This is a genomic window from Enterobacter sp. PL_is511 (assembly GCF_055816065.1).
This window is the reverse complement of sequence record NZ_JBVPGP010000017.1, coordinates 190380-211391: the sequence shown is the minus strand read 5'-3', so window position 1 is coordinate 211391 and position 21012 is coordinate 190380. Positions and strand designations below refer to the sequence as shown.

Genomic DNA, 21012 nt, shown 5'->3' with positions numbered 1-21012 from the left:
CAGGATGTCCACACGTCAAAAGAAAGCGCACCTTATAACGAGTCTGGCACGTCGATGCAAGTTTTGCCGCCCTTTTCAGGCGGCAAGAGGAGGTTACAGCACGCGGGTTTTCAGCGACAGGCCGTTAAAACCGACCTCAAGCTCGTCACCGCTGAGCAGCGGGCCAACACCTTCTGGGGTTCCGGTCAGGATCACATCGCCCGGCTTCAGGGTAAAGAAGCGGCTCATGTAGGCGATCAGCGGCACAATCTTATGGATCATGTCTGCCGTGGTCCCCTGCTGGCGGATTTCACCGTTAACCTTCAGGCTGAGCGGGGTGTCCTGCGGATCGCCGGTAAATTCGCTCACCGGCACAAACGCCGAGATCGGGCAGGAATTATCAAACCCTTTGGCTTTTTCCCAAGGCTGCCCGGCTTTCTTCATTTTGCCCTGCACGTCACGTAGCGTCAGATCCAGCGCCACGCCGTAGCCGGCAATCGCTTTCTGAACATGATCTTCGGAGGCCTGACGCAGCGTTGCGCCGATCAGCACGGCGAGTTCAACTTCGTGATGCACCGAGCCGAGCCCCTGCGGCAGGGCCAGCGGCTGGCGGATATCGCAAAGCGCCGTTTCAGGCTTAATGAACAGAACCGGCTCTTCTGGCGTCGCGCTGCCCATCTCCTGAATATGTTTTGCATAGTTGCTGCCCACGCAGACGACTTTGCTGACGGGATAATCCAGTAATGCACCTTGCCAGTTGTGATGTTGATACATGGTCGACCCCTAAACGGTTGATGTGTTGTGCCCAAAAACAGTTGAGACTATTTTTTACCGTTCGCCTCAAGATGCTGTTTTAATAAATTCTCGGGTGGCGGTGGAAGCTGTAAATAATAGCCTTGCTCGGCTAAGGCCGTTTTTACTTTATCCAGATCGGCATTAATCAGTTTCTTACGACCATCAAGCGGCAGCAGCATCGCCAGCTGTGGTCGGCCAAAGTTCTTCATTAATTCTTCAGGCACGCGTGAAAAATCGTCTTTCTTTTCGACATAAAGATAGGTCTGGTCACGGCTTGTACTTCTGTAGATCACACAAAACATGTTTTTACTCTGAATTAATGGGTGGTTGCTTGCCTCAATATACTCCTGACTATAACATGCCTGATACTCTTCGGAATATCGCAGCGAGTGGTTGCGGTTAATAGCAAATTGAGTAAGGCCAGGATGTCAAACACGCCCATCGAGCTTAAAGGCAGTAGCTTCACCTTATCAGTGGTACATTTGCATGATGCAAAACCCGAGGTTATTCGTCAGGCGTTAGAGGACAAAATCGCCCAGGCTCCCGCCTTTCTGAAGCACGCCCCTGTTGTTATCAACGTTAGCGGTCTTGAGGCTCCGGTTAACTGGAAACTTCTCCAGCAGGCCGTCTCCTCGACCGGACTGCGTATCGTGGGCATCAGCGGCTGCAAAGATACTGAGCTGAAAGCGGAAATTGAGCGTGCGGGGCTGCCTCTTCTGAATGAGGGCAAAGAAAAAGCCTCGCGTGCGGCACCCGTTGCCGTGCAAACGCCCCCTCCTGCGGTGCAAAACGTTACTACCGTCACAAAAACGCGAATGATTGATGTGCCGGTTCGTTCCGGTCAGCGCATTTATGCACCAAACTGTGATCTGATTGTTACAAGCCACGTCAGTGCTGGCGCTGAGCTGATTGCAGATGGCAACATTCACGTATACGGTATGATGCGTGGACGTGCGCTCGCGGGTGCAAGTGGCGATCGAGACGCGCAAATATTTTGTACTCACCTGACGGCGGAACTGGTGTCCATCGCAGGTGAATATTGGCTGAGCGACAAGATCCCAGCCGAATTTTATGGCAAAGCGGCTCGCCTGCTTCTGGCAGACGACGCGTTGACCGTTCAACCGTTGAATTGATCCCTTTTTAACAAGGAATTTCTATGGCACGCATTATTGTTGTTACTTCGGGTAAAGGAGGCGTTGGCAAGACCACCTCCAGCGCGGCCATCGCTACTGGTTTGGCCCAGAAGGGAAAGAAAACCATCGTTATCGACTTCGATATCGGTCTGCGTAACCTCGACCTCATCATGGGATGTGAGCGTCGCGTCGTGTATGACTTCGTGAACGTCATTCAGGGCGATGCCACGCTGAACCAGGCGATGATTAAAGACAAGCGCACCGAGAACCTCTACATTCTCCCGGCCTCTCAGACGCGTGACAAAGACGCCCTGACCCGTGAAGGAGTGGAAAAGGTGCTCGATGAGCTGAAAAAAATGGATTTCGACTTCATTGTCTGCGACTCCCCTGCCGGCATCGAAACCGGTGCCCTGATGGCACTGTACTTCGCTGATGAAGCGATCATCACCACTAACCCTGAAGTTTCATCCGTGCGTGACTCAGACCGCATTTTGGGGATCCTCGCCTCTAAATCCCGTCGTGCGGAAAATGGCGAAGACCCGATTAAAGAACACCTGCTGCTCACCCGCTACAATCCGGGCCGCGTGAACAAAGGTGACATGCTGAGCATGGAAGACGTGCTGGAGATCCTGCGCATTAAGCTGGTGGGCGTTATCCCGGAAGATCAGTCCGTGTTACGCGCGTCTAACCAGGGCGAGCCAGTGATCCTTGATACATTGGCAGATGCAGGTAAAGCTTACGCCGATACCGTTGACCGTCTGCTGGGAGAAGAACGTCCTTTCCGCTTCATTGAAGAAGAGAAGAAAGGTTTCCTCAAACGCCTGTTCGGAGGATAAGTTATGGCATTACTGGACTTTTTTCTCTCGCGGAAAAAGAACACCGCCAACATCGCAAAAGAACGTCTGCAAATTATCGTTGCGGAGCGTCGTCGTAGCGACGCCGAGCCTCACTACCTGCCACAGCTGCGTAAGGACATCCTGGAAGTGATCTGTAAGTACGTGCAGATTGACCCGGAGATGGTGACGGTGCAGCTGGAACAAAAAGACGGGGATATTTCGATTCTGGAGCTGAACGTTACGCTCCCGGAAGCGGAAGAGTCACGTTAATCCGTTTGTGGTTTTGTAGGCCGGGCAAGCGTCGCGCCGCCCGGCAATCTCCCCGGTGGCGCTACGCTTACCGGGGCTACACTTCTTTAGCGTGGGTATGCTTCCAGCAGCGTATTCAGGCGATCGGCCATCAATTCCCCGCGCCATCCCGCCATCATTTCCGGTACGCCATTCTGCGGCTTCAGCTTCCAGTGCCAGTTCAGCAGCTGGTTAATCTGACGACGTGAGGCGAGCAGTTCAGCGCTTAGCTTGCTTTCCGTTGCAACGTTCTGCACCAGCGCTTTGATCTCCTTAAACGCTTTGCGATAGCCCGGCATATCCATCAGGTTCAGCAGCGGTTCCGGTAGCGCATCTTCCGGCAGCTCCTGCGCTTTTGCGACCAACGCAAGCAGGGTTTTGCCGTGGAAGCGGATCTCGCTGCCCGAAAGCCCAATGCTGTCCAGCTCGCCCAGGCTGCCCGGCATATAGCGCGCCACCGCCCAGAGATGTTCTTCGCGAACCACAAAGTTAACGGCCAGATCGCGCTCGCGCGCTTTACGCAAACGCCAGTATGCCAGCAGCTGCAGGCACGCCAGCTGACGCGTACGCAGCTGCCAGGCGTTGCTGATATCGCGCCAGGCCTCTTTCGGGTCAACCACTTCCTGACGACGCTGCTGGGTCATACGACACTCGTCGAGCGCCGCAGGCAGCCATCCGGAGGCTTCTGCCTCTTTCATCAGCTGTCCGGCAATCGGCAGCAGGTAAAACACGTCTGCCGCCGCATACTCCAGCTGACGCTCGGTTAGCGGACGCGCCAGCCAGTCGGTACGGGATTCACTTTTATCCAGCGTCAGGCCCGTATACTCCTCTACCATGGCAGCAAAGCCCCATGAGAGCGGACGATTGCTGAATGCCGCGAGGATCTGCGTGTCAATCAGCGGCTGAGGCATGATGCCAAAGGTGTTCAGAAAGACTTCCAGATCTTCACTGCCTGCGTGCAGGTATTTCGTCACGGCGGTATCGAGCAGCAGGTCACGCATCGGCGTCCAGTCGGTAATGCCGAGAGGGTCGATCAGCGACACGTGTTTACCGTCGTACATCTGAATCAAACCCAGCTGCGGATAATAGGTCCGGGTACGGACAAACTCGGTATCCAGGGCAATGGCAGGAAAGTCGCGCGTCACTTCGCACAGCGAAGCCAGCTCGTCGTTGGTCGTGATCATCTGGTAATTCAAAACGGGTTCTCTTTTGTTTGCGCCCATAAAAAACGCCGGCTTAACCGGCGTCTGGGCGATTAGCGTGAAGCTCAGGCCTTATTGTCTACTTTGCCACGGGCTTCGTCACGTAATTCTCGTCGTAATATCTTCCCGACGTTGGATTTCGGCAGCTCGTCGCGGAATTCCACCAGCTTCGGCACCTTGTAGCCCGTCAGCTGACGACGACAAAACGTTACCAGCGCTTCCTCGGTGAGAGAAGGATCTTTCTTGACCACAAATATCTTCACCGCTTCACCGCTGCTGCCGGAAGGCACGCCGACTGCCGCCACTTCGAGCACGCCGCTGTGCTGCATAACCACGTCTTCGATCTCATTCGGATAGACGTTGAAACCGGAGACCAGGATCATGTCTTTCTTACGATCGACGATGCGCAGGAAGCCTTCGTCATCCATCACCGCAATATCACCGGTGTGCAGCCAGCCGTCTTTGATGATTTCGTCGGTCGCATCGGGGCGCTGCCAGTAGCCCAGCATCACCTGCGGACCTTTGACGCACAGCTCCCCCGGCTCGCCCGGCGCGACTTCGTTATCGTTATCATCGACCAGTTTCGCTTCAGTGGAAGGAACGGGCAAACCAATGCTTCCGCTATGATAGTCGATGTCATGCGGGTTAACGCTGACCAGCGGCGCGCATTCCGTCAGGCCATAGCCCTCCAGCAAATACTGACCGGTGAGCTTCACCCAGCGCTCGGCGACCGCCTGCTGAACCGGCATGCCTCCGCCCGCAGAGAGATGCAGCGTGGAGAAGTCCAGCTGCTGGAACTCTTTGTTATTCAGCAGCGCGTTAAACAGGGTATTTACCCCCGTCATGGCGGTGAACGGGTATTTCGCCAGCTCTTTCACCAGGCCCGGGATATCGCGCGGGTTGGTGATGAGGATGTTCTGACCACCCAGTTCAATAAACAGCAGGCAGTTCATGGTCAACGCAAAGATGTGATACAGCGGAAGCGCGGTGATCACCACCTCTTTGCCCGGATGCAGCAGCGGCCCGTAGGTGGCGTTTACCTGTTCAAGGTTTGCCAGCATATTGCGGTGGGTAAGCATGGCCCCTTTGGCGACGCCGGTGGTCCCGCCTGTGTATTGCAGAAACGCAAGATCTTCCGCGACCACTTCGGGTTTCACATACTGCATACGGTAGCCCGCATGCAGCGCGCGGCGGAAGGAGATGGCGTCCGGCAGATGGTATTTTGGCACCAGACGTTTGACGTATTTGACGACAAAGTTAACCAGCGTGCCTTTGGCGGTGGAGAGCTGGTCCCCCATGCGCGTCAGGATAACGTGTTTCACCTGGGTTTTGTCGACCACCTTTTCCAGCGTATGGGCGAAGTTGGACACAATGACAATCGCAACCGCGCCGCTGTCGTTCAGCTGATGCTCTAGCTCGCGCGGGGTGTACAATGGGTTGACGTTGACGACAATCATCCCGGCTCGCAGGATACCGAACAACGCCACCGGGTATTGCAGCAGGTTCGGCATCATCAGCGCGACGCGGTCCCCTTTTTGCAGCCCCAACCCTTCCTGCAGATACGCCGCAAACGCCCGGCTGCGCTCCTCCAGCTTACGGAACGTCATCACCTCGCCCATATTCACGAATGCGGGCTGGTCCGCATAGCGCCTTACCGAGTGTTCAAATAATTCCACCAGGGATTGATAACGGTCAGGATTGATCTCAGCAGGAACATCTGCGGGATAACGGTTAAGCCAAACCTTCTTCAATGCATCACCTCTGAAATGAGTGTTCGTCGTCATCACAACCCCGATAATAAACAGTTTGTTAACATTATATTAACTCAGCGTACCAGTTTATTAATTGTTCAGATTTAAGGTTGCGAAGCGCGTCACTCTTTTTTTTCGTTTTATCCGTATAAAAACAGAGACAGCGGCTGAGCCGCTGTCTCTTTTCTAACAATAACAGTAAGTTACTCAGTAACGATCGTCTGAACCTGTGCAGGGCCCGGGTTGTACCAACCCCAGCCCGGGTAGCCATAACGATAAGGATGTGGACCCCACATCCACGGATCCATCGGCTGAGGCGGCATGATCACCTGCTGTGCCAGCCGCCAGCGTTTATACCCGTTGACCTGCATGGTCATAAATTTGTACGGGGTGTTGCCGATTTTGCCCTGCACGGCGCCGGTAATCGGCCCGACGACGGTCACCAGCTGTCCGCGGAAATCGACCGGATCGAGGAAACCATTGACGTCCGCGTAGATACGTCCCCGGGAAGCCTCACCCAGTACAGGCCGCGCGCCGCTGTCCAGCGGAACGGTGGCGATCTCCAGACGGGTTTTCCCCTGCTGGTTTTGCACGTCTATGACCTTACCGCCAAAGCGCGCTTCCTGGCCGACGTACAGCTCAGGGGCATTCATCACCCGAACCAGATCCTGCTGTGGCGTCGGGCTGCTGCCCTTAATCGCATCAGGAACGGAAACGCATCCGCTCAGTGCTATGGCAACTGCGCCTGCCATAATAAGGCGTACTACTTTAGTCTGAACCGCCATGATGCGACTCCTTTTTCTCAGTTCCTGTTACTGAGATTCACTCGCGGCCCGGAAGTTTCTTCCACGCGACGGTGTTTCGCAAATAAACCGGTTCCGCCTGTTCAACGGCCACGGTTTTTCCTGCTGCGAGCAGCTGGCTGGCAATCGGAAGCATATCTTCAGCAGCCGGCAGCAGCATGTTGCCGTCCACCAGCGTCAATCCGGTGTCGTTCGCCATCTCAGGCCACGCTGGCCAGCCCGTGCCGACGGTCGCCCACTCGCCGGACAGCTGCTTCAGTCGTTCTGTGACCGCTTCTGGCTTAAGCACGGCTTCCGTCTCTTCACCGTGCCACACGCCCTGCTCGTCGCGGGTATATTCGGCCCAGTAGACTTCGCCCATGCGGGCATCTATTGCGGCCAGGACGCGCGTTGCCCCGGTCATGCGCCATGCGCCCTGCGCCATAGTGGCAAGGGTAGAGACGCCGATCATCGGCAGTTCGGCGCCCAGCGCCAGCCCCTGCGCAATGCCTATCCCTATACGTACGCCCGTAAAGCTGCCGGGGCCGCGGCCAAAGGCCAGCGCGTCGAGGTCGGTTAAGGAGGTGTTGCCCTGGGTTAAAATGGCTTTTACCAGGGGCAGAATGCGTTGGGTGTGTTCCCGGGGGCACTCTTCGAAATGGGCAGAAACAGCACCGTCGTTCAACAGAGCAACAGAGCAAGCCTCTGTCGCGGTATCAATAGCCAGAATTCGCATCAGTCGTCGCGCTCTCGCAAGGGTCAGTCACAAAATGGCGCGCATCTTAGCACACTCCGGGGTAAATTACTCCGCCGTTGGGTTTGCCAGGAAACGCACCGCGCGTTTTATGTCCCGCGTCCGCGGCGCGGGCGGCAGGCTTGCGAGGAAAGTCGCCCCGTAAGGACGCATCACCAGCCGGTTATCGCAGATGACCAGCACGCCGCGGTCGGTGACGTCACGGATTAAGCGCCCTACCCCTTGCTTAAGCGTGATGACCGCATCCGGCAGCTGTACCTCGTCAAACGGATCGCCGCCGCGCAGACGGCAGTCTTCCATCCGCGCCTTCAGCAGCGGATCGTCCGGGGAGGTAAACGGCAGCTTATCAATGATCACCAGCGAAAGCGTGTCGCCGCGCACGTCCACCCCTTCCCAGAAGCTGCTGGTTGCCACCAGCAGAGCATTACCGGCGCTGACAAACTGCTGCAGCAGCTGGCCTTTGCTGGTTTCGCCCTGCAGCAGCACCGGTAGCGTCATGGTGGCGCGGAACTGCTCGGCGAGATCGCGCATCATGGCGTGGGAGGTGCAGAGCATAAAGCAGCGGCCGTTGTTGGCCTCGATCATCGGTTTTAGCATTGCAGCCAGATGGCGCGCCGCACCCGGCTGGTTCGGCAGCGGCAGATTACGGGGAACGCAGAGCAGCGCCTGTTTTTCGTAGTCGAACGGGCTGGGCAGGAGCAGCGATTCCGCCTGCTCAATGCCGAGGCGCTCGGTGAAGTGGTGCAGATCGTCATTCACCGACAGGGTTGCCGATGTAAAGATCCAGCTTCCCGGCTTTTGCGCCATCACCTCTTTGAATTTATCGGCCACCGTCAGCGGCGTGAGCGCCAGCGTGAAATGCCGCGAGGTGCACTCATACCAGTAGCTGTACCCCGGCTGGTTAATCTCTTTCAGCCGTTTGAGCCGCCCGCGATAGAGCGTAGCGCGCTCGAAGGCCGCATCCAGCAGCGCGGAGCGGCCGAGTGACAGTTTTGCCACGTCGTAGCAGAGCTCAAGCGCATCATCGAGCAGCAGCAGCGCGCGCTGGATGTTTTTGTCCGCCAGCAGCTCGCGCAGGTTGCCGCGATAGCCCGGCTCGCCGAGCTGTAAACGGAAATCCTGCGCGCTCTGCGCCAGGCGGTCGGCGCACTTCTGCAGCTGCTGGGTATCTTTGAGTTCGGTCCGGTACGCAATGGTGAAATCTTTCGCCAGATCCTGCAGCTGACGGCTGGAGAGCGACTGACCGAAGTACTGGCTGGCGATATCCGGAAGCTGGTGCGCTTCATCAAAGATCATCACGTCCGCCTCGGGGATCAGCTCGCCGAAACCGCTGTCCTTGACCACCATATCCGCGAGAAACAGGTGATGGTTTACCACCACGACGTCGGCGTCCATCGCCGTTTTGCGCGCTTTCACCACGAAGCAGTCTTTATACAGCGGGCAGTCGCTGCCGAGGCAGTTGTCGTTGGTGCTGGTCACCAGCGGCCAGGCCGGGGAATCTTCCGGCACGCTCGCGCAGGTGCTGATATCGCCCTCTTCGGTCTGGTTCGCCCATGACCGAAGGATAATGACGTCGCTCAGCGTCTGTACCGGCAGATCGCCGCCCGCCAGCGCCTGCTGCTCAAGGCGCTCCAGGCAGAGATAGTTGGAGCGCCCCTTCAGCAGGGCCAGACGTCCCTTGTATTTCAGCGCCTTAGCTACCGTGGGCAAATCGCGGCTGTAGAGCTGATCCTGCAGCGCTTTTGAACCGGTGGAAATAATCACCTTCTTTTTCGCCCGCAGCGCCGGCGCAAGGTAAGCATAGGTTTTACCCGTGCCGGTACCGGCTTCAACCACCAGCGGCTGAGCCTTATCGATGGCGCGTGCAACGGCGTGCGCCATCTGTCGCTGAGGCTCACGGGGTTTGAAGCCGGGGATAGCCTGCGCTAATTGACCTTCAGGGGAAAAATCGTCTGCCACGGTGCTCTCTCACTGTATTTTTGCACAGGGATTATGTCAGCCCATCCTCTCATGTGCCACCCCAAATAGTGACGACAGGGGAACAATATGGCAGTCTTGCCGCCTGATGACGAAAAATAACGAGGAAACGTTTATGACAATTGTGCGCATTGATGCCGAAGCCCGCTGGTCTGATGTGGTGATCCATAACCAGACGCTCTACTACACCGGCGTCCCGGCTAACCTGGACGCGGATGCGTTCGAGCAGACGGCAAATACCCTGGCGCAGATTGACGCGGTGCTGGAAAAACAGGGCAGCGACAAATCCCGCATTCTGGATGCGACGATTTTCCTGGCAAACAAAGATGACTTCGCGGCAATGAACAAAGCCTGGGATGCGTGGGTGGTGGCGGGTCACGCGCCTGTACGCTGCACCGTACAGGCCACGCTGATGAAGCCGGAATACAAGGTCGAGATTAAGATTATCGCGGCGGTTTAAGCCCGATTACTCTTCATCTTCATCCTCGAAACGCGCCACGATCCGCTCGCCGGTATGCGTGGCGCGCAGTTCTTCCGCCACCTGGGAAATCGCCTGTCCGCTGCTCATCCCCTGGGACATCAGTTCCTGAATTCGCTCAACCGCTTTCTGCTGCTGTTCATGGCTCAGAGAAGGTAAACCTGCAAACATCGTCAACTCCTGCTAAATTATTCGCGCTAATTATTTCACGCTGCCCGGTAGTATGCCATACATGAACATGCGCTTCCCCACTGTTATTACCCTGCCCTGGCGGACAGACGCCGCTGAATACTGGTTTGCCCGCCTGAGCCATCTTCCGTTTGCGATGCTGCTGCATTCCGGCCATGCGGATCATCCCTATAGCCGCTTTGATATTCTGGTCGCCGATCCGCTGAAGACGCTGACAACCGATGACCTTTCGCTGACGGACGATCCGCTGGTGCAGCTTCAGCGCGACATTAACGCGCTGGGCTTATCTGCCACACCCAACCCGGACCTTCCTTTTCAGGGGGGCGCGCTGGGCCTGTTTGGCTACGATTTGGGTCGCCGTTTCGAAACGCTGCCCGAGCATGCGCAGGCTGATATTCCCCTGCCCGACATGGCCGTCGGGCTGTATGACTGGGCGTTAATAGTTGATCACCAGAAAAAAACGGTTTCCCTGCTGAGCCATCATGACGTGCAGGCGCGTCTGGCGTGGCTTGAGGCACAGCAGCCTGCACCTGCCGGGCCATTCACGCTGACCTCCGACTGGCGCTCGAACATGAGCGCCGCAGAGTATGGCGAAAAATTCGCGCGCGTTCAGGCGTATCTGCAAAGCGGTGACTGCTACCAGGTTAACCTTGCCCAGCGCTTCCAGGCGACATACCGGGGAGATGAGTGGCAGGCGTTTACCCGTCTTAATGCCAGCAATAAGGCGCCGTTTAGCGCGTTTGTGCGTCTGGAACAGGGGGCGATCCTCAGCCTGTCGCCCGAGCGTTTTATTCATCTGGCCGAGGGCACGATTCAAACCCGTCCGATTAAAGGCACCTTGCCGCGTCTTGCCGATCCCGACGCCGACCGCAAGCAGGCGGAAAAACTCGCCGCCTCGCCGAAAGACCGCGCCGAAAACCTGATGATTGTCGATCTGATGCGTAACGACATTGGCCGGGTGGCCGTTCCGGGCAGCGTCCGCGCACCGGAACTGTTTGTCGTCGAGCCTTTCCCGGCGGTGCATCATCTGGTCAGCACCATTACCGCGCGGCTGCCTGACTCGCGCACGGCCTGCGACCTGCTGCGCGCGGCATTCCCGGGGGGCTCCATCACCGGCGCGCCAAAGGTGCGGGCGATGGAGATCATTGATGAGCTGGAGCCGCACCGCCGCAACGCCTGGTGCGGCAGCATCGGCTATATCAGCCTGTGCGGCACGCTGGATACCAGCATTACCATTCGCACGCTGACCGCCTGCAACGGAAACCTTTACTGTTCGGCCGGGGGCGGCATTGTTGCCGACAGTGAGGTCGATGCGGAATATCAGGAAACCTTTGATAAGGTTAACCGTATCCTGAAACAACTGGAGTAATCACGGGTGGAAAAAGAGAACCTGACGCTGGATGACTTTTTATCGCGTTTTCAGCTATTACGACCGCAGGTTAATCGCGAAGCGCTGAATCAACGTCAGGCGGCCGTGCTGATCCCGGTCGTGCGTCGCGTGCAGCCGGGCCTGCTGCTCACCCAGCGTTCCGCCCATTTACGCAAGCACGCGGGTCAGGTCGCCTTTCCGGGGGGCGCGGTAGACAGCTCCGACGCCTCACTGATTGCCGCCGCGCTGCGCGAAGCGCAGGAAGAGGTTGCCATTCCGCCGGAGGCCGTTGAGGTCATCGGCGTGCTGCCGCCCGTCGACAGCGTCACCGGTTTTCAGGTCACGCCGGTGGTGGGCATTATCCCGCCGGGCCTGCAGTATCACGCCAGCGTCGATGAAGTCTCCGCGGTGTTTGAAATGCCGCTGGAGGAGGCCCTCCGACTGAGTCGTTACCACCCGCTGGATATTCAGCGTCGCGGGCATGACCATCGGGTCTGGTTGTCCTGGTATCAGCATTATTTTGTCTGGGGCATGACGGCGGGCATTATTCGTGAGCTGGCGTTGCAAATCGGCCTGAAGCCTTGACTATACTTTACATTCCGCCCTCTTCTGCCAGGTTTGCGATCTGCGTCGCGCTATTAGCAAAACCCATCGTTAACCATTAGTTTAATTCATGTGAATAGTTAAGCCGAGGTCGGTGTTCCCTCTTACACTATGCGCAGTTATAACATCGTTACTGGAACCCCGGTAACCCTGTCAGGAGTGTGAAAGTGATTAGTATATTCGACATGTTCAAAGTGGGAATTGGCCCTTCGTCTTCCCATACTGTTGGCCCGATGAAGGCCGGTAAACAGTTCGTCGATGATCTGGTCGAAAAAGGATTACTGGAAAGCGTTACCCGTGTCGCCGTGGATGTTTACGGCTCGCTGTCATTAACGGGTAAAGGCCACCACACCGATATCGCCATTATTATGGGTCTGGCAGGCAACATGCCGGATACCGTTGATATTGATGCCATCCCGGCATTTATCCGCGACGTGGAAACACGCGGTCGCCTGCTGCTGGCAAACGGCCAGCAGGAAGTCGATTTTCCGCAGGATGACGGCATGCGTTTCCGTAGCGACAACCTGCCGCTGCATGAAAACGGCATGACCATTCACGCCTGGAGCGGTGAAAAAGAGATCTACAGCAAGACGTACTACTCCATCGGCGGTGGCTTCATCGTGGATGAAGAGCATTTTGGCAAAGACAGCGTCGGCGACGTCAACGTACCGTACCCGTTCAAATCGGCTACCGAGATGCTGGGCTACTGCAAAGAGACCGGTCTTTCACTGTCCGGTATGGTGATGCAGAACGAACTGGCCCTGCACAGCAAAAAAGAGATTGAAGACTATTTTGCGAACGTCTGGCAAACCATGCGCGCCTGTATCGATCGCGGGATGAACACCGAAGGCGTTCTGCCGGGTCCACTGCGCGTACCGCGTCGTGCCTCTGCTCTGCGCCGTATGCTGGTGACCACGGACAAATTCTCCAACGACCCGATGAACGTGGTCGACTGGGTGAATATGTTTGCACTTGCGGTTAACGAAGAGAACGCCGCCGGTGGCCGCGTCGTGACGGCGCCAACCAACGGCGCGTGCGGCATTGTTCCTGCGGTGCTGGCGTATTACGACCACTTTATTGAGCCCGTGACGCCGGACATCTATATCCGTTATTTCCTGGCAGCAGGTGCCATCGGCGCGCTGTACAAGATGAATGCCTCCATCTCCGGTGCGGAAGTGGGCTGTCAGGGTGAAGTCGGCGTGGCCTGTTCCATGGCGGCGGCGGGTCTGGCAGAGCTGCTGGGCGCAAGCCCTGAGCAGGTCTGCGTGGCGGCTGAAATCGGTATGGAACATAACCTCGGTCTGACCTGTGACCCGGTCGCGGGCCAGGTGCAGGTGCCGTGCATCGAGCGTAACGCGATTGCCTCGGTGAAAGCCATCAACGCCTCACGTATGGCGATGCGCCGTACCAGCGAACCTCGCGTATCGCTGGATAAGGTGATTGAAACCATGTACGAAACCGGCAAAGACATGAACGCGAAATACCGCGAGACGTCCCGTGGTGGCCTGGCCATTAAGGTGCAGTGCGACTAATACTGCTTTTCGCCCATCTGCAACGGATGGGCGAATTTCCCTCTTCTTCCTCGTCTCCCGCTGTTTTCCCCACTACACTTTCACTGTTGCGTCCGGCTTTTGTGGCTGGTGGCTTATCAGGCGACCGTTCATGCAAACTGCACAAACGATCATTAAAAACTATCGCCGAAAACGCGTTATCGTCTGTGTCACGGTTGCGCTCCTCACACTCATCCTGACGTTAGGCATTCGCTTTATTTCACAGCGCAATGTTAACCAACAGCGGATCCTCGATTTTACCAGCCACACCGTCCGCGCTCTTGATAACATACTGCTTTCTCTGGAGAACCGCCGCAGCGTGCTGCAGCCCCTGGTGGGACAGCCCTGTCCCCAGGCGCACCTGGCGCTGCGAAAGCAGGCCGCCATTTTGCAGACGGTACGCTCTATCGCCCTGATTAAAGACGGTATCCTGTACTGCTCGAGTATTTTCGGGAGCCGCGATGTGCCCGTTCGTGACTTCCTGAAAGAACTCCCCGCCAGCACGACGAAGCTGATTTTATCCACCGACCAGTGGTTGCTTAAGGACAGCCCGATATTGATTCAGTGGTATCCCGTTTCTCAGGACGGTGAAGCAGGCGTCATCGAGATCATCAATATCGATCTGATCGCCAAAATGATCCTCGAGCCCCAGCGCCCGCTTATCAATGACGTGGCGCTAACCGTGGGCGATCGTTTTCTGCGCTATGGTCAACGCGTCAGCGACAGCCTGACGTTTGATGATGAAGACTCTCTTTTCCAGCAGTCATCAACCCGAAATCCTTTCACCATTACGGTCAGCGGGCCAGGTCCTGGAGCATTAGCCTTAAAAAGCCTGCCAGCCCAGCTGCCGCTGGGGCTTATGCTGAGCCTGTTGCTGGGCTATCTCGCCTGGCTGGCGACGGCAAACCGGATGAGCTTTACGTGGGAGATTGATATGGGCATTGCGGGGCGGGAATTTGAGCTTTTCTGCCAGCCGTTGGTGAATGCCCGCACCCAGGCGTGTACTGGCGTGGAGATCCTGCTGCGCTGGAACAACCCCCGTCAGGGTTGGATCACCCCGGAGGTGTTTATCCCTCTGGCAGAAGAACATAACCAGATTGTCCCCCTGACCCGCTATGTCATCGCCGAAACGGTGCGCCAGATAGGCTACTTCCCTTCCAGCGCCGGTTTTCACATCGGCATTAACGTTGCCGCCAGCCATTTCCGTCACGCGGTGTTGATACAGGACCTGAACCGTCTCTGGTTCAGCGCCTGTCCGCGTCAGCAGCTGGTGATAGAACTCACGGAACGGGATGCGCTGCTGGATGCGGATTATCGCATCGTGCGCGAACTGCATCGCAAAGGGGTGAAGCTCGCCATCGACGATTTTGGCACCGGGAACAGTTCCCTCTCCTGGCTTGAGAAGCTGCACCCGGACGTCCTGAAAATCGACCAGTCGTTTACCACCGCCATCGGCACCGACGCCGTGAACTCGACGGTGACGGATATGATTATTGCGCTGGGCCAGCGGCTTGATATTGAACTGGTTGCTGAGGGGGTCGAGACAGAGGAGCAGGCGCGCTATTTGCGCCGCCACGGCGTACCTGTCCTGCAGGGCTTTTTCTATGCGCGGCCCATGCCGCTACGGGATTTTCCGAAGTGGCTGGCGGGGAGCGCCCCCCCGCCAGCGCATCATAACGGGCACATCGTGCCCTTAATGCCGCTGCGCTAAGCCGGCTTACTCATCTTCGTCGTGGGCTGATTGTTCTTTAACAATACGAACCATATCAACGCGATAGTCGTTGGCTTCAACGATCGTAATGTGCAGCGGCGAAAGCTCGATCACATCTCCGACGCGCGGGATTTGCCCGTTAACCGCGATCACCAGACCAGCAACGGTCGCGATGTCTTCTTCATCGTTGATCACGTTTTCCAGCCCCAGCGTGTGCGAGAGCGCGTGCAGGTCGGTGGTACCTTTAACCAGCCAGCCTTCACCGTCGGCAACAATCTCTGGCGTTTCGTCTGCATCCGGGAACTCACCGGCAATCGCTTCCAGCACGTCCAGCGGCGTGACCAGCCCCTGCACCACACCAAACTCGTTGGTGACGATAACAAAGCTACCGCGAGCGCGACGCAGCACCCCGAGCAGGTTGATCGGATCCAGCGTTTCCGGCACGACAATCGCAGGCGACGCCGCAGCAACGGCTTCCACGTTGACGCCCTCTTCCAGGGCCACCAGCATCTCTTTCGCCCGCACGACGCCGATGATCTCATCCAGCTCACCACGACACACCGGGAACAGGCTGTGCGGTGAAGAGAGCAGCTGCTGGCGAATTTCATCCACGCTCAGGTTAGCATCGACCCAGCTGATTTCCCCGCGCGGCGTCATGATGCCGCGCAGCGAACGGGAGGCCAGGGAGAGCACGCCGTTAATCATGTAGCGTTCTTGTTCCACAAACGCCCCTTCCGGGAGCGGAACCGGATTATGGTTTTCGGAATCAGACTGAACGTTCACCTGACGACGACCGCCCATCAGGCGCAGAATGGCATCTGCGGTACGGGCACGCAGCGGCTGATTCGACTGCTGCTTAATAAAGTTACGTCGCGCAATCTGGTTGAACAGCTCGATCAGGATCGAGAAGCCAATCGCGGCGTACAGGTAGCCTTTCGGAATATGGAAACCAAAGCCTTCCGCCACCAGGCTCAGACCAATCATCAGCAGGAAGCTCAGACACAGCACGACCACCGTTGGATGCTGGTTGACGAAGCGCGTCAGCGGCTTCGAGGCCAGCAGCATCACCGCCATTGCAATAACGACAGCCGCCATCATTACCGGTAGATGGTTCACCATGCCGACCGCCGTGATCACCGCATCCAGCGAGAAGACCGCATCAAGCACCACGATCTGCAGTACCACCACCCAGAAGCTGGCATAGCCTTTACCGTGCCCATCATCGTGCTGACGGTTTTCCAGCCGCTCGTGAAGCTCTGTCGTCGCTTTGAAGAGCAGGAATATCCCCCCGACCAGCATGATTAAATCACGCCCGGAGAAGGTGTAATCCATGACGGAGAACAGCGGTTTGGTCAGTGTGACCATCCAGGAGATGACGGAGAGCAGCCCCAGTCGCATGACCAGCGCCAGCGAGAGACCAATCAGACGCGCTTTATCACGCTGTTTTGGCGGCAGTTTGTCCGCAAGGATGGCGATAAACACCAGGTTATCAATGCCGAGAACAATCTCCAGCACCACCAGCGTGAGCAATCCCACCCAGATTGACGGGTCCATTAAGAATTCCATGACAAGCTCCTGCTAAAGGAATGACGAAACGGTGCCCCACTCAATGTGGGCAAAACAGAGGTAAACAGAGTCGATACGTGGCGAGGATCGCCGGTGAATAAGGCGCGAAATGGCCTGGTAGATGACTGACGTCGGTGACGGTCCATATAGTGGGCTGTAGCCCTATACTCCTGAACAATTAAACGGAGGCTAAACATATCAGAGACACTGTGTTTTTAGCAAAGATTTACGTTCCTTTGCAAAGTTCTGTAACACAGCCGCTTTACGCTACAGATAAATCTGTAACGCGTGGCTAAATTACGGATCTTCATCACATAAATTATTTTTTCACTATCTAAAATAATTCGCGGAAGTCTTAGTTTTTTGAACTCTAACCCTTATCTGAATCGATTCGGTTCGCCAATACGATTCTCAGTACGACTGCCTGGCAGGCGTATTAATGATAATAAAAGGAGGTAGCAAGTGACCATTGCTATTGTCATAGGCACACATGGTTGGGCTGCTGAGCAGCTACTCAAAACGGCAGAGATGCTGTTGGGCGAGCAGGAAAACGTCGGCTGGATCGATTTCGTTCCCGGTGAAAACGCCGAGACGCTGATTGAGAAGTACAACGCTCAACTCGAGAAGCTGGATACCAGCAAAGGCGTGCTGTTTCTCGTTGATACATGGGGCGGCAGCCCGTTCAATGCTGCCAGCCGCATTGTCGTCGATAAAGAGCACTATGAAGTTGTCGCCGGGGTCAACATTCCCATGCTGGTGGAAACCTTCATGGCGCGCGACGACAATCCGGCGTTCGATGAGCTGGTGGCACTGGCCGTTGAAACCGGTCGCGAAGGGGTTAAGGCCCTGAAAGCGCAGCCGGTTGAAAAACCTGCCCCTGCGCCTGCAGCGGCACCAAAAGCGGCAGCACCGGCAAAACCGATGGGCCCGAACGATTACATGGTTATCGGCCTTGCGCGTATTGATGACCGCTTAATCCACGGCCAGGTCGCCACGCGCTGGACCAAAGAGACCAACGTTCGACGCATTATCGTGGTCAGCGACGAAGTGGCCGCCGATACCGTTCGTAAAACCCTTCTGACTCAGGTTGCTCCTCCTGGCGTTACCGCGCACGTCGTGGATGTCGCCAAGATGATCCGCGTTTACAACAACCCGAAATACGCGGGCGAACGCGTGATGCTCCTGTTCACTAACCCGACAGACGTTGAGCGCATTGTTGAAGGCGGCGTGAAAATCACCTCCGTGAACATTGGTGGTATGGCATTCCGTCAGGGCAAAACGCAGGTCAACAACGCCATTTCAGTCGATGCGAAAGATATCGAGGCATTCAACAAGCTGAATGCGCGCGGTATTGAGCTGGAAGCCCGTAAGGTTTCCACGGACCAGAAACTGAAAATGATGGATTTGATCGGCAAAGTTGGGAAATAAGCCCGCGCCGGTTCTCATATAAAGTTTACGTAATAGGAGAAGTGCAATGGAGATTACCACTCTTCAGATTGTGCTGGTGTTCGTGGTCGCATGTATTGCGGGTATGGAATCCGTACTTGATGAATTTCAGTTCCACCGTCCTCTGGTGGCCTGTACGCTGATTGGGGCCGTTCTGGGTGACATGAAAACCGGTATCATCATCGGTGGTACCCTGGAAATGATCGCCCTGGGCTGGATGAACATCGGCGCGGCGGTTGCGCCCGATGCCGCGCTGGCCTCTATCATTTCGACCGTTCTGGTTATTGCCGGTCACCAGAGTATTGGTGCCGGTATCGCCCTGGCGATCCCGCTGGCAGCCGCAGGCCAGGTTCTGACCATCATCGTTCGTACTATCACCGTTGCCTTCCAGCACGCGGCGGATAAGGCGGCCGACAACGGCAACCTCACGGCCCTGTCGTGGATCCACGTTTCATCCCTGTTCCTGCAGGCGATGCGTATCGCGATCCCGGCGGTTATCGTGGCGATCTCTGTCGGTACCAGTGAAGTCCAGAGCATGCTGAACGCCATTCCTGAAGTGGTCACCGGCGGCCTGAACATCGCGGGCGGTATGATCGTGGTTGTTGGTTATGCGATGGTCATCAACATGATGCGCGCAGGCTACCTGATGCCGTTCTTCTACCTCGGCTTCGTGACTGCAGCCTTCACCAACTTCAATCTGGTTGCACTGGGCGTGATTGGTGCGGTGATGGCGATTCTCTACATCCAGCTCAGCCCGAAATATAACCGCGTCGCGGGTGCCCCAGCGCAGGCTGCTGGTAACAACGATCTCGATAACGAACTGGACTAACAGGTGAGCGAAATGGTTGATATGACAAAAACTACCACCGAGAAAAAACTCACTCCGGGTGATATTCGTGGCGTGTTCATCCGTTCTAACCTGTTTCAGGGTTCATGGAACTTCGAACGTATGCAGGCGCTGGGCTTCTGCTTCTCCATGGTACCGGCGATCAAACGCCTGTACCCGGAAAACAACGAAGCGCGCCGTCAGGCCATCAAGCGTCACCTGGAATTCTTTAACACCCATCCTTACGTTGCGGCTCCCGTACTGGGCGTAACGCTGGCAATGGAAGAACAGCGTGCAAACGGCGCAGAGATTGACGATGGTGCCATCAACGGTATCAAAGTCGGTCTGATGGGCCCGCTGGCCGGTGTCGGTGACCCTATCTTCTGGGGAACCGTGCGTCCGGTCTTCGCGGCACTGGGTGCCGGTATCGCGATGAGCGGCAGCCTGCTTGGCCCGCTGCTGTTCTTCATCCTGTTCAACGCCGTGCGTCTGCTGACCCGTTACTACGGCGTGGCCTACGGCTACCGTAAAGGGGTGGACATCGTTAAGGACATGGGCGGCGGCTTCCTGCAGAAACTGACTGAGGGGGCGTCAATCCTCGGCCTGTTTGTCATGGGGGCACTGGTTAACAAGTGGACGCACGTGAACATCCCGCTGGTGGTATCAACCATCACCGGACAGGATGGTCAGACCCGCGTCACCACCGTGCAGACGATTCTGGACCAGCTGATGCCGGGCCTGGTGCCGCTGCTGTTGACCTTCGCCTGCATGTGGCTGCTGCGTAAGAAAGTGAACCCGCTGTGGATTATCGTTGGCTTCTTCGTCATCGGTATCGCGGGCTACGCTGTCGGCCTGCTGGGTCTGTAAGTTTCAATGCTATAGGCCGGGGGCTTGCCCCCGGTTTTTTTATCTGGAGGATGAATGACTGTCACGGACATCGTACTGGTTTTATTTGTTGTTGCCCTTCTGGCTTACGCGATCTATGACGAGTTCATCATGCCCCGCCGTCACGGCGAGACGCTGCTCTCCCTTCCCCTTCTGCGACGCGGGCGCGTGGATGCCTTTATCTTCGTGGGTCTCATCGCCATTCTTATTTACAATAACGTCACCAGCCATGGTGCAATATTAACCACATGGTTATTATGTGCGCTGGCATTAATGGCGATTTATCTGTTCTGGATCCGCACGCCGAAAATCCTTTTTAAATCCCGCGGATTTTTCTTCGCCAATGTGTGGATAGAATATAACCGGATTAAAGAGATGAATTTATCCGAAGACGGCGTGCTGGTGATGCAATTAGAACAACGCCGCCTGCTTATTCGGGTGAAGAATATTGACGACCTGGAAAAGATATACAATTTACTTGTTAAAACTCAATGAGTTAGATATATAGCAATGGCTATATATTGCGTTTATCTTGCGCAAGAAATATAGCCAAAGCTATATCTCCTTCGTTAATTTTATCTCTATTTGTTAACGATATTTTCACGCTTAAAGACAAATGAAAATCGTTATCAACAAGTGTTTTAAATAATGCCTCTTCAATGTTGTTTTATATTCTCAAAATATGTTAAGGTTGCGCCCGTCGTTGGGGAGTAGCCGATTTCCTGTTCGCAGGAAATGTACGTGTCAACATACTCGTTGAAAAACGTGGCACGTACGGATCGCTGACAGCACATCTTATGTGCAGCGCGATCAGGCGAGACCATAGATACATCAACTGCTGTTTACTGGGGGCAGTGATGTGTCATATGGATATCCCCGGTCTGGACGCTGT

22 protein-coding genes and 1 riboswitch are annotated in these 21012 nt (G+C 56.1%); of the genes, 12 read left to right on the top strand and 10 right to left on the bottom strand.

Annotated features, from left to right (window positions below; genetic code table 11):
* Nucleotides 1-93 precede the first annotated feature (93 nt).
* Nucleotides 94-753, bottom strand: a complete 660-nt coding sequence (locus AC0TN7_RS04820; RefSeq protein ID WP_048992179.1) for a fumarylacetoacetate hydrolase family protein — start codon at nucleotides 751-753, stop codon at nucleotides 94-96.
* Between the two features lie 47 nt (nucleotides 754-800).
* Complete coding sequence (locus AC0TN7_RS04815; protein ID WP_029742143.1) at nucleotides 801-1076, bottom strand: YcgL domain-containing protein; 276 nt, start codon at nucleotides 1074-1076, stop codon at nucleotides 801-803.
* A gap of 123 nt (nucleotides 1077-1199) precedes the next feature.
* Between AC0TN7_RS04815 and minC the strand changes: the two genes are divergently transcribed.
* Genes minC through minE form a run of 3 tightly spaced genes read left to right on the top strand, consistent with a single transcriptional unit; the run spans nucleotide 1200 to nucleotide 3013 of the window.
* Nucleotides 1200-1907, top strand: a complete 708-nt coding sequence (minC, locus tag AC0TN7_RS04810; RefSeq protein WP_023312186.1) for a septum site-determining protein MinC — start codon at nucleotides 1200-1202, stop codon at nucleotides 1905-1907.
* Between the two features lie 23 nt (nucleotides 1908-1930).
* On the top strand, nucleotides 1931-2743 hold the full coding sequence (gene minD / locus AC0TN7_RS04805; RefSeq protein WP_024909869.1) for a septum site-determining protein MinD: 813 nt from the start codon (nucleotides 1931-1933) through the stop codon (nucleotides 2741-2743).
* Nucleotides 2744-2746: 3 nt separating this feature from the next.
* Nucleotides 2747-3013, top strand: coding sequence for a cell division topological specificity factor MinE (gene minE, locus AC0TN7_RS04800; RefSeq protein WP_024909868.1), 267 nt, complete (start codon nucleotides 2747-2749; stop codon nucleotides 3011-3013).
* Between the two features lie 86 nt (nucleotides 3014-3099).
* Here minE and rnd read toward each other — a convergent pair whose 3' ends face one another.
* The 5 genes from rnd to AC0TN7_RS04775 all read right to left on the bottom strand — a co-directional run bounded on the left by rnd (nucleotide 3100) and on the right by AC0TN7_RS04775 (nucleotide 9479).
* Nucleotides 3100-4227, bottom strand: coding sequence for a ribonuclease D (gene rnd, locus AC0TN7_RS04795; protein WP_473701876.1), 1128 nt, complete (start codon nucleotides 4225-4227; stop codon nucleotides 3100-3102).
* A gap of 71 nt (nucleotides 4228-4298) precedes the next feature.
* A complete protein-coding gene (fadD, locus tag AC0TN7_RS04790; protein WP_073961507.1) occupies nucleotides 4299-5984 on the bottom strand; it encodes a long-chain-fatty-acid--CoA ligase FadD in 1686 nt (561 codons plus the stop codon).
* A 203-nt stretch (nucleotides 5985-6187) separates the two neighbouring features.
* Entirely contained in the window at nucleotides 6188-6769 is a 582-nt protein-coding gene (locus tag AC0TN7_RS04785) for a Slp family lipoprotein (protein ID WP_024909865.1), read from the bottom strand.
* Nucleotides 6770-6806: 37 nt separating this feature from the next.
* Nucleotides 6807-7502 carry a tRNA (adenosine(37)-N6)-threonylcarbamoyltransferase complex dimerization subunit type 1 TsaB gene (gene tsaB, locus AC0TN7_RS04780; RefSeq protein ID WP_024909864.1) on the bottom strand — a complete coding sequence of 232 codons (696 nt, stop codon included), beginning with the start codon at nucleotides 7500-7502 and terminating at the stop codon, nucleotides 6807-6809.
* 66 nt (nucleotides 7503-7568) lie between these two features.
* Nucleotides 7569-9479, bottom strand: a complete 1911-nt coding sequence (locus tag AC0TN7_RS04775) for an ATP-dependent DNA helicase (protein ID WP_024909863.1) — start codon at nucleotides 9477-9479, stop codon at nucleotides 7569-7571.
* Between the two features lie 133 nt (nucleotides 9480-9612).
* On the opposite strand from AC0TN7_RS04775, the gene AC0TN7_RS04770 reads away from it, so the two are divergent.
* Nucleotides 9613-9957 carry a RidA family protein gene (locus tag AC0TN7_RS04770; RefSeq protein ID WP_008500498.1) on the top strand — a complete coding sequence of 115 codons (345 nt, stop codon included), beginning with the start codon at nucleotides 9613-9615 and terminating at the stop codon, nucleotides 9955-9957.
* Between the two features lie 6 nt (nucleotides 9958-9963).
* On the opposite strand, the gene AC0TN7_RS04765 is transcribed toward AC0TN7_RS04770, so the two are convergent.
* The gene (locus tag AC0TN7_RS04765; protein ID WP_008500497.1) at nucleotides 9964-10146 is read right to left on the bottom strand and encodes a YoaH family protein; all 183 of its coding nucleotides are present in this window, start codon (nucleotides 10144-10146) and stop codon (nucleotides 9964-9966) included.
* A gap of 61 nt (nucleotides 10147-10207) precedes the next feature.
* Here AC0TN7_RS04765 and pabB point away from each other — a divergent pair, with 61 nt between their 5' ends.
* The 4 genes from pabB to AC0TN7_RS04745 all read left to right on the top strand — a co-directional run bounded on the left by pabB (nucleotide 10208) and on the right by AC0TN7_RS04745 (nucleotide 15397).
* A complete protein-coding gene (gene pabB, locus AC0TN7_RS04760) occupies nucleotides 10208-11533 on the top strand; it encodes an aminodeoxychorismate synthase component 1 (protein ID WP_417927709.1) in 1326 nt (441 codons plus the stop codon).
* A gap of 6 nt (nucleotides 11534-11539) precedes the next feature.
* A complete protein-coding gene (locus AC0TN7_RS04755) occupies nucleotides 11540-12118 on the top strand; it encodes a CoA pyrophosphatase (RefSeq protein WP_463727179.1) in 579 nt (192 codons plus the stop codon).
* A gap of 185 nt (nucleotides 12119-12303) precedes the next feature.
* The gene (gene sdaA, locus AC0TN7_RS04750; RefSeq protein ID WP_024909859.1) at nucleotides 12304-13668 is read left to right on the top strand and encodes an L-serine ammonia-lyase; all 1365 of its coding nucleotides are present in this window, start codon (nucleotides 12304-12306) and stop codon (nucleotides 13666-13668) included.
* 130 nt (nucleotides 13669-13798) lie between these two features.
* Nucleotides 13799-15397: an EAL domain-containing protein gene (locus tag AC0TN7_RS04745; RefSeq protein ID WP_032647742.1), complete on the top strand. Its 1599-nt coding sequence runs from the start codon at nucleotides 13799-13801 to the stop codon at nucleotides 15395-15397.
* 6 nt (nucleotides 15398-15403) lie between these two features.
* On the opposite strand, the gene yoaE is transcribed toward AC0TN7_RS04745, so the two are convergent.
* Complete coding sequence (gene yoaE / locus AC0TN7_RS04740; RefSeq protein ID WP_417927539.1) at nucleotides 15404-16963, bottom strand: CNNM family cation transport protein YoaE; 1560 nt, start codon at nucleotides 16961-16963, stop codon at nucleotides 15404-15406.
* Complete coding sequence (locus tag AC0TN7_RS04735) at nucleotides 16951-17109, bottom strand: protein YoaL (protein ID WP_370883520.1); 159 nt, start codon at nucleotides 17107-17109, stop codon at nucleotides 16951-16953. Before AC0TN7_RS04735 ends, yoaE begins: the two co-directional genes overlap by 13 nt.
* A gap of 316 nt (nucleotides 17110-17425) precedes the next feature.
* On the opposite strand from AC0TN7_RS04735, the gene manX reads away from it, so the two are divergent.
* From manX to AC0TN7_RS04715, 4 genes are read left to right on the top strand one after another with little or no spacing between them, the layout of a single operon-like run.
* Nucleotides 17426-18391: a PTS mannose transporter subunit IIAB gene (gene manX, locus AC0TN7_RS04730; RefSeq protein ID WP_032647745.1), complete on the top strand. Its 966-nt coding sequence runs from the start codon at nucleotides 17426-17428 to the stop codon at nucleotides 18389-18391.
* A 46-nt stretch (nucleotides 18392-18437) separates the two neighbouring features.
* Nucleotides 18438-19238: a PTS mannose transporter subunit IIC gene (gene manY, locus AC0TN7_RS04725; protein WP_024909729.1), complete on the top strand. Its 801-nt coding sequence runs from the start codon at nucleotides 18438-18440 to the stop codon at nucleotides 19236-19238.
* Nucleotides 19239-19250: 12 nt separating this feature from the next.
* Nucleotides 19251-20102 carry a PTS mannose transporter subunit IID gene (locus tag AC0TN7_RS04720; protein ID WP_006810994.1) on the top strand — a complete coding sequence of 284 codons (852 nt, stop codon included), beginning with the start codon at nucleotides 19251-19253 and terminating at the stop codon, nucleotides 20100-20102.
* Between the two features lie 54 nt (nucleotides 20103-20156).
* Nucleotides 20157-20615: a DUF986 family protein gene (locus AC0TN7_RS04715; RefSeq protein WP_024909728.1), complete on the top strand. Its 459-nt coding sequence runs from the start codon at nucleotides 20157-20159 to the stop codon at nucleotides 20613-20615.
* A gap of 198 nt (nucleotides 20616-20813) precedes the next feature.
* Nucleotides 20814-21003: riboswitch (yybP-ykoY riboswitch) on the top strand.
* Nucleotides 21004-21012 lie beyond the last annotated feature (9 nt).

Bases quoted from the DNA above. Each gene is read 5' to 3' on its own strand.
- tsaB (WP_024909864.1), bottom strand. From the start codon at position 7,502: ATGCGAATTCTGGCTATTGATACCGCGACAGAGGCTTGCTCTGTTGCT.
- AC0TN7_RS04745 (WP_032647742.1), top strand. From the start codon at position 13,799: ATGCAAACTGCACAAACGATCATTAAAAACTATCGCCGAAAACGCGTT.
- AC0TN7_RS04715 (WP_024909728.1), top strand. From the start codon at position 20,157: ATGACTGTCACGGACATCGTACTGGTTTTATTTGTTGTTGCCCTTCTG.
- pabB (WP_417927709.1), top strand. From the start codon at position 10,208: ATGAACATGCGCTTCCCCACTGTTATTACCCTGCCCTGGCGGACAGAC.
- yoaE (WP_417927539.1), bottom strand. From the start codon at position 16,963: ATGGAATTCTTAATGGACCCGTCAATCTGGGTGGGATTGCTCACGCTG.
- manY (WP_024909729.1), top strand. From the start codon at position 18,438: ATGGAGATTACCACTCTTCAGATTGTGCTGGTGTTCGTGGTCGCATGT.
- minD (WP_024909869.1), top strand. From the start codon at position 1,931: ATGGCACGCATTATTGTTGTTACTTCGGGTAAAGGAGGCGTTGGCAAG.
- AC0TN7_RS04765 (WP_008500497.1), bottom strand. From the start codon at position 10,146: ATGTTTGCAGGTTTACCTTCTCTGAGCCATGAACAGCAGCAGAAAGCG.
- AC0TN7_RS04785 (WP_024909865.1), bottom strand. From the start codon at position 6,769: ATGGCGGTTCAGACTAAAGTAGTACGCCTTATTATGGCAGGCGCAGTT.
- minE (WP_024909868.1), top strand. From the start codon at position 2,747: ATGGCATTACTGGACTTTTTTCTCTCGCGGAAAAAGAACACCGCCAAC.
- AC0TN7_RS04770 (WP_008500498.1), top strand. From the start codon at position 9,613: ATGACAATTGTGCGCATTGATGCCGAAGCCCGCTGGTCTGATGTGGTG.
- AC0TN7_RS04815 (WP_029742143.1), bottom strand. From the start codon at position 1,076: ATGTTTTGTGTGATCTACAGAAGTACAAGCCGTGACCAGACCTATCTT.
- AC0TN7_RS04735 (WP_370883520.1), bottom strand. From the start codon at position 17,109: ATGGACCGTCACCGACGTCAGTCATCTACCAGGCCATTTCGCGCCTTA.
- AC0TN7_RS04820 (WP_048992179.1), bottom strand. From the start codon at position 753: ATGTATCAACATCACAACTGGCAAGGTGCATTACTGGATTATCCCGTC.
- minC (WP_023312186.1), top strand. From the start codon at position 1,200: ATGTCAAACACGCCCATCGAGCTTAAAGGCAGTAGCTTCACCTTATCA.
- AC0TN7_RS04720 (WP_006810994.1), top strand. From the start codon at position 19,251: ATGGTTGATATGACAAAAACTACCACCGAGAAAAAACTCACTCCGGGT.